This is a genomic window from Paenibacillus sp. P3E, from assembly GCF_001909045.1.
Classification (GTDB): Bacteria; Bacillota; Bacilli; order Paenibacillales; family Paenibacillaceae; genus Paenibacillus_AQ; species Paenibacillus_AQ helianthi.
Genome location: NZ_LVWH01000039.1, coordinates 1 through 7889, shown reverse-complemented (window position 1 = coordinate 7889; position 7889 = coordinate 1). Strand labels below are relative to the sequence as shown.

The 7889-nt window shown below is 44.9% G+C and carries 8 protein-coding genes; 2 read left to right on the top strand and 6 right to left on the bottom strand.

Features of this window, described 5'->3' with window-relative positions; translation table 11 throughout:
- The first annotated feature begins 171 nt into the window (after nt 1-171).
- Complete coding sequence (gene catR / locus A3842_RS06005; RefSeq protein WP_074083528.1) at nt 172-498, top strand: catDE operon transcriptional regulator CatR; 327 nt, start codon at nt 172-174, stop codon at nt 496-498.
- A gap of 92 nt (nt 499-590) precedes the next feature.
- Here catR and A3842_RS06000 read toward each other — a convergent pair whose 3' ends face one another.
- From A3842_RS06000 to A3842_RS05980, 5 genes are all read right to left on the bottom strand, one after another.
- Nucleotides 591-1475, bottom strand: a complete 885-nt coding sequence (locus A3842_RS06000; protein WP_074100771.1) for an ABC transporter permease — start codon at nt 1473-1475, stop codon at nt 591-593.
- Nucleotides 1472-2464, bottom strand: a complete 993-nt coding sequence (locus A3842_RS05995; protein WP_074100770.1) for an ABC transporter ATP-binding protein — start codon at nt 2462-2464, stop codon at nt 1472-1474. The genes A3842_RS06000 and A3842_RS05995 overlap by 4 nt, the downstream gene beginning before the upstream one ends.
- Nucleotides 2461-3582, bottom strand: a complete 1122-nt coding sequence (locus tag A3842_RS05990) for a hypothetical protein (RefSeq protein ID WP_074100769.1) — start codon at nt 3580-3582, stop codon at nt 2461-2463. Before A3842_RS05990 ends, A3842_RS05995 begins: the two co-directional genes overlap by 4 nt.
- A gap of 61 nt (nt 3583-3643) precedes the next feature.
- Nucleotides 3644-4162 carry a sigma-70 family RNA polymerase sigma factor gene (locus tag A3842_RS05985; protein ID WP_074083532.1) on the bottom strand — a complete coding sequence of 173 codons (519 nt, stop codon included), beginning with the start codon at nt 4160-4162 and terminating at the stop codon, nt 3644-3646.
- Nucleotides 4163-4457: 295 nt separating this feature from the next.
- Nucleotides 4458-5009 (bottom strand): pyridoxamine 5'-phosphate oxidase family protein, encoded by a 552-nt coding sequence (locus tag A3842_RS05980; RefSeq protein ID WP_074100768.1) that lies wholly within the window; start codon nt 5007-5009, stop codon nt 4458-4460.
- A 178-nt stretch (nt 5010-5187) separates the two neighbouring features.
- On the opposite strand from A3842_RS05980, the gene pdxR reads away from it, so the two are divergent.
- A complete protein-coding gene (gene pdxR, locus A3842_RS05975; RefSeq protein ID WP_074100767.1) occupies nt 5188-6618 on the top strand; it encodes a MocR-like pyridoxine biosynthesis transcription factor PdxR in 1431 nt (476 codons plus the stop codon).
- A gap of 231 nt (nt 6619-6849) precedes the next feature.
- Here pdxR and A3842_RS05970 read toward each other — a convergent pair whose 3' ends face one another.
- Nucleotides 6850-7857 (bottom strand): phosphotransferase enzyme family protein, encoded by a 1008-nt coding sequence (locus tag A3842_RS05970; protein WP_074100772.1) that lies wholly within the window; start codon nt 7855-7857, stop codon nt 6850-6852.
- Nucleotides 7858-7889: the final 32 nt, after the last annotated feature.

The following is a 7889-nucleotide window of genomic DNA, read 5'->3' as shown; positions in this document are numbered from 1 at the left end:
CATATAGTGTGAATTTTAATATTCCAACTTTATTCCCACTATTTAAGTCGAGTTCCTATTTGTATGTTATTTTATCATTGCAATATAACTTCTTCACGTTATAATATATATATAAATCTTAATGATTACTTATTGTAAGTTTATGATATAATGAATGCGGAGGTGATCGATATGAACGATTTCGAAATGTGTCCGCGCTTTGAAAAAGCGGTAGATATGCTTAGCAAACGCTGGGTTGCGCTTATAGTATTCGTACTTATGAAAGGTCCCCGCCGTTTTGGTGAAATTGAGAGCTGTCTGTCCAATCTTAGCGGCAAGGTATTATCCGACCGTTTAAAGGAAATGGAGAACGAGGGGATCATCCAGCGCACAGTATATCCTGAAATGCCTGTACGGATTGAATACTCTCTGACCAGCAAAGGAATTGCACTGGCACCTATCCTTGGTGAAATTGGCAACTGGTCCACCGATTGGATCGAGATCGGTGCAAACAAATGACGTCCGGTCTGCATCCAAAATAGCGCCTTGCCGGTTCCATCTACGGAATCCAGCAGGGCGCTATTTGTTGTATCAATTAGTGAAAATACATGTTACAAATCCTTGCGCTGAAACCGCAGCAGTCCTATCGCAAATACCACAACCGTATACAGAACGGCATACACCACAAATGAATCCGAAGGAACGGAATTAAAGTCTAAGAGTGGAAAGGAGCTTGTACTCATATTAACCATCCCTCCCAAATCTTTCAGACTGAAAAGCTCCGCTGTCATTTTTTGCTGCAGTCCGTCTGCCGGCATGAGAAGAGACATGATCCCCGTGAGATTATGCAGTGTATGGATTGCTTCTTCCTTCAAGCCTAGCGAACTGCTCATTTTATCGATCATCCCTCCAAGCCAGCCCGCTCCATAGAGCATGGTCATGAAAACCCCGTTCCCAAGTGCCGAGAATAAACCCGACCCAAGCATGGATAAGCTGATAAGCAGCGGAACTAGAGAAGCAAAGAGCAGAAAAGCTTTTATAAGCGCAGCGCTGTCTCTTGGGATAGAAGCATGTGCATCTGCTATCAGCAGAATCGCTGCAAACAAAAGAAAAGCATAGAGAATTCCTAAGGTGACATACCCAAGCCAGCGCCCCAGATACCATTTCCACCGCGGCAATGGGCGAGGCAGTAATGCTTGCATGATCCCCTGTTCCGCTTCTCCCGCAATGGAGGAGAAAGAACTAAAAATAGCCAAAAAGGCAATAACAAAAGCCCCGAAGAAAAACCCCATGGTCAAAATAAAAGTGCCTGTCGTAAAGCTTTCAATCAGGTTACTCCCATTCATAATGTTGGTTGCCCTTCCAGATTCGCTGCTCCCGACAATAGCTGCAACGAACCAGAACGCGATCAGAAAGACAGCAGTCATAACCAGAGTCATAAGCATCACTTTCTTCCGCAGCAGCTCTTTCCAGGTCATTCCCAGTATGGTTCTCATTCCTGCTCCCCCCTATGGCTGAGCCCGGATACAGCATCCAGGAACCATTCTTCCAGTCGTTCTTTTTTACGCGAAACCTCATATAAGGTCAGACCCTGTTCAATCATCAGTGAATTTAACCAGCCCACTTGTTCTTCACTCTCGACTTCCGCCTCCAGCCACACCGTACTTCCTTCGATGGCAGAAGACACAAGGATGTCCTCTTCATCCTGATTCCTGTCTACCGCTGCCTGACTGATCTGCAATCCCGTATGATTCTTCAACCAAGACAGCAAAAAAGGCGAAAAGCCGCCCACTTTAAAATGCCAGCTTGTTCGCTTATTTAATATTTCTGAGACTTTGCCGTGCCGCAGGATCTCGCCGTTATTCAGCAGCGCCATCCGGTCGCACAGCACCTCAACATCCTCAAGCAGGTGAGAGTTGAGAAAAATGGTGATGCCCCGCTGCTTTAGCCTTTCCAGTATAGTCCTCACTTCCATACGGCCGATTGGATCAAGTGCCGATGAGGGCTCATCCAAAAAAACAAGCTCCGGATCATTCACAAGTGCGCAGGCTAGACCCAACCTCTGTTGCATTCCCTTGGAGTAATGCTTCACACGGTCACGGCCCCGCAGTCCTAATCCTACCTCTTTCAGCAGCTCTGGTATTCTACGGTCTGCTACAGACCTCTCGATATTGCATAATCGGGCATGGAGTCTAACTACCTCCTCTCCACTCAGCCATTCCTGGTACCGGTAAAGTTCCGGCAGATAACCTATCTTCGACTTGGCTGCAAGAGTTCCAATCGGATGTCCAAAAAGAGCGGCACTTCCACTGGTCGGACGAATTAAGCCTGCCAGCATTTTAACAAAGGTGCTTTTACCGGCACCGTTGGGACCGAGGAAGCCGAAGGCTTCCCCTTTCTCAACAGTAATAGTTACATCTCTGCAGCCGCGTCCGTTACTGTATTCTTTAGTCAGTAATTGCGCTTGGATTGCGGGTACATTCATTGCGTGATCAACTCCTGGAGCTGCTTCATGAATTTCTCTTTGTCTTGATAGAGTGAACCGCCGGAAAAGTCGAACAGCTGCCCATTATTCACCCATGTTGCACTATAAGTAGGCCCATCGCCATACTCCATAGTTTCCATGATAATCTTTATACCGTTCACTTCAATCTGCTCGGTATGATTCCCTTTGATCACAGGCATAGGCAGGTCTCCGGCCAGAATACTGCTCTGCTGCAGACTGGACTTCAGTTCATCCGGGAGAAGCGGGAAATCAATGACAGCCCGCACAGCCTCTTCCACGTTAATTGAAGGATCTACATTCACCACAGGCGTATTCATCTGCATCAGATTCGCCCAGTGATCATCCATAGAAAAATCATAGCTTACGGATTCTGGAACCGATAGCGTGAGCGGCTTGCCGTCAATGGATTCTGGCAACAGCTCTTTCGCCCCCAGACGTGTCAGCGCCTTATTTACCTCATCCACCTTGAGAGTCAGTGTAATTTGCTGTGAGGAGTTTATATATACGCTTTTAACCTTATCAAAAGCTCCACCGGTCAGCGCAGGGTAGCCCAATTTATCCTGCAATGCATTCACTGGCACCAGTCCGCTTAACGTACCGGATGAATAGCTGAATGAGCCAAATTTGTTAACAGCTTCATTAATATTGTCTTCCCCGCTGACTTGATAGAACAAATTCCGCAGATCAGCTTCATTGACAGCCGTTACTTCCTGCATTCTGAATTGACCCAATATGGCGGCCATGGCCGTATTGCCTACAGGTGTGGCAAGTACGGCTGCAAATATGGCTACGCCCGCTGCAGCAGTTGCCCATTTCCGGCGGCGGTTCATGGCAAACCGCCGTGGCTTCCGGCTATTGGTTTTCGCCTGTGCTCCGGCGGTGTCCGCTGGACTCATTAAAGGCTGCACCTCATTCTTCCTATCACTTGATTCCGCTATGGATGCCGCATGGTCTTCTTCTATGCCAATCTTTTTGACATCCTGCCCCCATGATGCCCATACCGGATTCACCGGCTCAGCAACAAGCTTATTTTGCAGCTTCGCCCAGGCTTCATTCGTAAGTTGTTTATCGGAATCATATTTCAAAGGTTTGGTCATTGGATGGTTCCTCCTAAAAGTTTGATGTTCATTAACTGCCTGGATTCGCTTCGTGCACGAATCAATCGGTCTGAGGGTATGAATTAACCGCCTGCTGTTTCAGCTTATGGGTTGCCCGGTTAAGCAGTGTTCCGACAACTGGAGGATTAACGCCAAGCTGACCGGCAATCTCCGAATAGCTGTAGCCCGAGTAGCGCAATAGCAGCGCCTGTCTGTCTCTCTCGGGTAGACCATCCAGCCAAGTCCGGACATCCTCCTGGTCCAGCTTGCTGAGTACAGCCTCTTCACCGGAAGGCGGAGCTGCCTCGGCGCTGAACAACAGCTCATGCTTATCCTGGAGCCGACGATCCCTGGCCTTTTTGTTCAAATAGTCATATCCGATCCGGGTGAGCACTCTATGGAGCCAAGCACCCAGCGCATTCGGATCATCCGGCGGGTTGCGGTATAGTCTGAGAAACACATCCTGGGCTAAATCGTCTGCTGCCGACTCATCCCGTACAAGCGCCGCCAACTTCCGCCGCACTACCGGATAGTGTTCATAAAATATAGTTCGAAACATTTCAGTTTCCGGAAATTCCATTGTGTAAATCCTCCTTATCAGCTGCAGCTATAAGTAAGACGAACGCCAAAACGATTTTGTATCAGAGTTAAGTACAATTATCATAACATTTCTAATTTATTGCAGTTGAAAACGCAGAAAAGCAGTATCTCAATAAGTAGATACAAGACGAATAAACCCCGCCAGAATAGTTCCAGCGAGGTAATGTTTATGTAATCACATTTATGACGTTATCTATCTTGATCCAACCATAATCATACTCCATTAGAATCACTTGACTAGCCTTTTACCATGTCTGACCACAAGCACCCATATATTATTTATCCCCCCGTCCTGCCTTCATGTCTGTTCTATACATTTTTTCTGCTTCTATGGGACTTTCTTTTGCTGTTACATGGTGTGGAATTACCCTGCAAACTTGAACCGGTCCGCCGAATACAGCCGACCTATATTTATCCACATGCTGCTTGGGCAACGGGCGGTTATAATAGCCGGGCACATATTTATTTATCATTTCCTGAAGCACATGAGTGGCTTCGTCCAAATCCGTAATCGGTTCTGCTTGTCCAAAGATCATTACACTCATATAAGCCGTATCTGTTTTGGCAGGTACCGGATCCGTGATGGTTCCGTATGACTCACATACGGTAAAACAAACCTCTGGATTTTCCTTCATGACCTGATTGCGTCTTCCATCCCCGGCCCCATGAAAATAGAGATTCCCCTTCGTCCATACATAATTTAGCGGTACGACATAGGGAAGGCTCCCATCAACCAATCCCAGATACCCCGTTTTCGCTTGCTGTAGGAAACTGTCAATTTTCTCTTGATCCACACATTCTCTGATTTTGTAACGAACCATATCCATTTTTATAATTCTCCCTTCCATTCTTAAAGAGTGCGCAACGACCAAATTGTAAATACCTGTGTTATTACGGTAGTATATCAATGAATGGATTGCTTTAAAACATCCAAACTTTACGGTTATACACAATCCATAATTAATGTTTTAGGAGAGAATCTTCTTTTTTTTGGGGGGATGTTCGATGATGAAAGTAATACGTAATGATAAAAGACCCATTTGGCAACAATTGCTTGATCAAGCTATTCATAATATCACAAACGGAATCTGGGCCCCGGGAGAATTGCTAATTCCCTCCCGCGAACTCGCTCACATGATAGGTGTCTCTCGCTCAACGATACAGATCGTCTATGAAGAGTTGCTAAGTCGAGGCTATACGGTTACATCTCGCAGAGGAGGAACGCGAGTTAGTAAATGGAATCTTTTCACCGAGTCAAGGAAGGAAATAATAACAGATGGCCCCATTCCCCCCTCGCTTCCCTTGTTGAACACAGCGGTTGATCAGCTACATGGCTGGTTCAGAGGCAAAGAACAGTTGAAAGTGGATATTGACTTTAGTCCACACGAACCCTATTTGGATGGGAAATTTCAAAAAAATTGGCGACAATCACTCATTCATGCATCCGCTGAAATGGATTTATCAAACTGGGCTTACGGTGATCCCTATGGTTTCACACCATTACGTGAGCAAATCCAGCGGTATTTATCACTTGAACGAGGCATTCATATCCAAACCAATCAGATTCTGTTAACCTCTGGAGCTCAGCATAGCATTGACTTAATCGCACAATCGCTTTTAGCCGACGGGGATACTGTCTCAGTAGAAGATCCTGGTTTTCCAGCTGCCTGGATGGCGATGAAATATCGGCGTATGAATGTAGTCCCTGTACCCGTCGATGAATATGGTCTTGTGGTGGAGCGTATTCATCCACAATCCAAACTAATCTTTGTGACACCTTCACACCAATGCGCCGTCGGGGTCGTTATGTCGGAGTCACGCAGGCAACAATTGCTACAAAAGGCCACTAAAGATCAATTGTGGATCATTGAAGACGATTATGATAGTGAATTTCGATATCGTGGAGAGCCGCTTCCAACACTGTTTAGCCAAGCATCTCAGAATACCTTGTACCTGATGAGCTTTTCTAAAATGATTGCTCCAGGCATTCGTATTTCGGCTATTGTTGGATCTGTCAAGGCAATTTCCCAGCTAGCTAAGGTACAGGGGCTGACTTATCGTCATCTGCCGATTATGGATCAGCTAACGCTAACCCACTTCATCAAGAATGGGCATTTTATGCGCCATATGAGAAGAGTCCGAAATGTGTATAGGCGAAGACACGAAGCGATGACAAAGGTTATTATGGCTAGTGGTTTAGGAGAGCGTTTCACTCTAAGTGGAGTAGAAACAGGATTGCATATGTTACTAGAAGCTGAAGAGTCATACGACGAAGAAACCGTCACAATGTTAGCCCTTCAACAGGGGATACGTATATACCCGCTTGGACCCTATTGTTTGGAGAGCAAACGAAGGGGATGGGTGTTGGGGTTTGCACAAGTAGATGAAGCATCAATTGAGAAGGGGATTCATTGTCTTGCGGAGTTGATCTTATAGTTTGCTATTCGTTAATCTCCATTCCAAAGCCTCGGATAAACAGCCATAACGTTCAGCTTTAATTTTCTCCGCATAATCCCTTTGACAGTCGTTGTATTTCAATATTTAGAATCTCTTCTGCAATAATTCCAGTGAAAATGACCGAGCAAGCTAATAAGCTTCTTGGTCATTTTCACTAGCAAATCAGCATCCTAGATAAAGGAACAGTTACCAATCATTTGTTCATTCCCACTAAAATATAGGGTTTAAATCGATCCACTGTTTAAGCATCTCAATATCGCCATCGACATTTCTAATGACAGCAGTATCTCCCCATGTATTGGGCAGATAAGAGATGTATAATGTACCAATATTGAAAATCCTTCTGAACGGAATAAAGAGAGCAATGGAGTTGACCTCATTTTCACTCATGGCTCTCACCTTGTTATAACCATTTAGGAACTGGTCTTTACGATGCTCTCTTTGCTGGAATTTAGCTGCATCGCATCCCATGCCAAAAGGATAGGCGTACATGGATATATCATAGGCTCGCCACCCATTGCCGCAAAAGTCAAAATCAATTAAGATTGGATTGTTATTAGCGTCAACCCGAACATTTCCACTATAAAAGTCACCATGGCAGACACCAGTTTGCGGTGTTTCAATAGAAAGATATAATAACTTCTTCTTTACATGTTTTGCGACTACTTCTAAAAAGTCTATGTCAAAATCATGAATCTCGGAAAAATGTCGTACGGCATCCATAGAACGATCAATGAAGGAGCTTGCATCCAAATTCCATCGGTCGATTGCAAAATCACATCTATCCCAGGCTGCGTGAATAGATGCTATATACTTTCCCAATTTCTCATTTGATTCAATAGTCTCTTCTATATGGCTGAACTCACACACCCCGACTGACGTATATAACACGCCATATCTTGCTCCGTTCGCAGTCAAAAATTCTGAAATGTATGTTCCATCAGGTTTAATTACAGGTAAAGTAACAACAATATCGGATGCCTTCAGGTGAAGGAGCAAATCAAGCTCGGATTGAATTTCTGCCGTACTTCTAATACCTTGGCGATATACTTTGAAGAAATACGATTGATCGCCTACAATAACCTTATAAATGTCATGCAAACCTCTATAGAACAATCGGCATCTGAACAGAGTTCGAGAAAAATATTCGCGTGAAATATAATCGCCAAGAGCATCGGAAGATAGAACGGATACTTCCAGTGGAAATAATTGATCCAAAACAATTCCTCCATTATTACATGAATAATAAT